The 2,450-nt window shown below is 68.5% G+C and carries 2 protein-coding genes; both read right to left on the bottom strand.

Annotation, left to right across the window (positions count from 1 at the left end; all coding sequences use genetic code 11):
* Positions 1-21: 21 nt before the first annotated feature.
* Positions 22-1,269: a tyrosine-type recombinase/integrase gene (locus ACOJV9_RS16675; protein ID WP_420186360.1), complete on the bottom strand. Its 1,248-nt coding sequence runs from the start codon at positions 1,267-1,269 to the stop codon at positions 22-24.
* On the bottom strand, positions 1,266-2,372 hold the full coding sequence (locus ACOJV9_RS16670; RefSeq protein WP_420186359.1) for a tyrosine-type recombinase/integrase: 1,107 nt from the start codon (positions 2,370-2,372) through the stop codon (positions 1,266-1,268). Before ACOJV9_RS16670 ends, ACOJV9_RS16675 begins: the two co-directional genes overlap by 4 nt.
* Positions 2,373-2,450: the final 78 nt, after the last annotated feature.

Here is a 2,450-nt window from a genome sequence, read left to right as displayed (position 1 = left end):
GCATTATGTGGGTGATCGGTGTCAAGAGGCCTCGGTGCTGTCGAGGCCAGTGATGAGGTTGTCGAAGATCTCGGCCCGTCGGACTTGGCCTTTGGCGCAGGCGTCGGCGCGTTGGGCGAGCAGGGTGGGCCGGAACTCGATGGTGGTCTGGAAGAACGTGCAGGACTCGCAGATGTTCTCGAACTGGCAGTCCATGGCCTTCGGTCTGGCGCAGTAGCCGTTGCCGAGCATGCGGTGGTGTTCGCGCTGGAGGCGGGCCATGTTCGGTCCGAGGTCGTCGGCGGGCAACTGGGCGGGTTGGGCGTACAGGGCTTCGACTTTTTCGGCGACGGTGAAGTACTCCTCGGCGACGGTGCGGTTGGCGATCTTGGCGTACACCAGGGTCATGTCGAGGGACTTGTGCCCGAGCATCGCGGCGATCGCTTCGATGCTCATGCCGCGGTTGATGGCCTGGGTGGCCAAGGTGTGCCGCAGCTGGTGTGGGTGGATGTGTGGGAGCCCGGCGGCGGCGCCAGCTTTGTTGATGAAGCGGGTCACGCCGTGCCGATCCAAGGATTTGCCGTTCTCTCGGGGCAGCAGCAGGTGGTGGCCCTCGGGGACGTGCTTGGTGCGGTAGGCGTCGACCAGTTCGACGACGCGCGGATGCAGCGGCAGGTAGCGGTCTTCGTGGAGCTTGCCGATCGGCACGTGCAGCCAGTGGGTGTCACCGATCAGGACGACGGCGTCGGCGGTCAGGGCGGTGTACTCCCCGACCCGCAGCCCGGTGCGCAGCAGGAACTCGACCGTGACTCCGATGAGCATGCGTGGTTCGGCTTGGGCGGCGCGCAGCAGTTTGGCTGCGCTCGGGTCGTCGAGCGCCTTGGGCAGGGCGTGGTGCTGTTTGGGGACGTCACCGGGAAACATCGGCACCCGAGCGGGCGCGTCGTCCCACCCCCACTCGTCGATCCGGAGGAAGAACACCCGCAGGGTGCCCAACCGGTGGGCGATCGTGGCCGGGGTGAGCTGGGCACGATTTTGCCCGGGGCGGGCTGCCAGCCACGGCTTGAAACCCTCGATGTGGGCGCGTCCAATGTCCCGGATCCGTTGCAGCTCGGGGTGATTGGTGCCCAGATAGGTCGCGAACGAGCGCAGGGCGAGGTCGGCGCCGGTCACACTGCCGGGTCGCAACACGCACGCGATCTGCTCCAGGTAGGTGCGCATCGTGTCCACGACCTGCGGGTGGGCGCCCCTCAGGTCCTGCCAGGTCGGCAGCAACAGCGGGCCGCTCACCGCAGCCTCCGGAACCCAGGGATCGGTGCCCGCTCCGGCGGTGCGATCGAGGGCGTGGACAGGGGCGGTACGCCGGCGAACACCTGGGCGTCGATGACTTCGGCGGCGCGGCGGTACTGCGAGGCCAACCAGTCATCGGCCAGGTGCAGATAGATCCGGGTGGACTCGATCGAGGCGTGACCAGCCTGAGCCTGCACCGCCTCCAGCGGCATGCCCGCCTCCCGCAGCCGGGTCAGGCAGGTGTGCCGCAACTCGTGGCACGAAGCGTGGACCAGCCCGGCCCGGGAGCGGGCGCCGTCGAGGACCTGGTCGATCCCGTACGCCGTCAACGGCTGGCCCCGGCGGGGACGCTTGAGCACCAGAAACACGGCGTCGGTGTCGGCCTCGGCGGGCCGCTCCGCTTCCAGGTAGGCGCTCAGGTGCTCGAAGAACCGCGACGAGATCGGGACCAGCCGCTGGTGTCCGCCCTTACCGTGGGCGATGAACAGTCGCCGCTCGGCCGCCCTGACGTCGCCCATCGTCAGGCCCAGGACCTCGCAGCGGCGCAGCCCACCCAGGAGCATCGCGGCCACCATCGCCCGGTCGCGATGCGTGCGCAAAGCCCCGGTCAGGGCATCAACCTCGAGCGGGGTCAGGATCCTCGGCAGCGTCCGGCGCGGGGCACGCACCAACGGCACACCCTGGCCCGGTCGACTTCGTTCCCGGCGGGTGGGCAACCCTCGCGGGACAGGGTTGGCCGCGACGTCCCCACGGGCCGTCAGGAAGGCGTACAACCCACTGATCGTCGACAACCGGCGACGGATCGTGCGCTGGCTCACCCCACCTGGAGCCGTCGGCACCGCCACCACCGACGGTGCGGTCAGGCCTCGAGCGCCGGTCCGCTGGGCGGTGATGAACCCCAGCACGTCCAGGGCCCGCACCTCGGCCACGGGCTTGGCCACGACCTCGAAGAACACCTTCAGGTCGAACCTGGCCGCCAGCACCGAGTTCGGTCGGCACCGAACAGCCAGAAACTCCAGATAGTCATCCAGCAACGGATCGCCCAACGGATCCGACGGCAACGCTTCAGCGGACAAACTCACGCTCGGCACAACGCTCGACATCAGGGCGCCTCCTCGAAGGGAACGGACACCCCAACGTAGAAGCGCCGGCGATCACGAGGATCACCCACATATCAAGCA

The sequence above is a fragment of the Knoellia terrae genome (genome assembly GCF_048606435.1).
Lineage (GTDB): Bacteria > Actinomycetota > Actinomycetes > Actinomycetales > Dermatophilaceae > Knoellia > Knoellia terrae.
This window is presented reverse-complemented; position numbering and strand designations above follow the sequence as displayed.

Excerpts from the sequence above, each read along its gene's own strand:
- ACOJV9_RS16670 (WP_420186359.1), bottom strand. The coding sequence starts at position 2,372 with ATGTCGAGCGTTGTGCCGAGCGTGAGTTTGTCCGCTGAAGCGTTGCCG.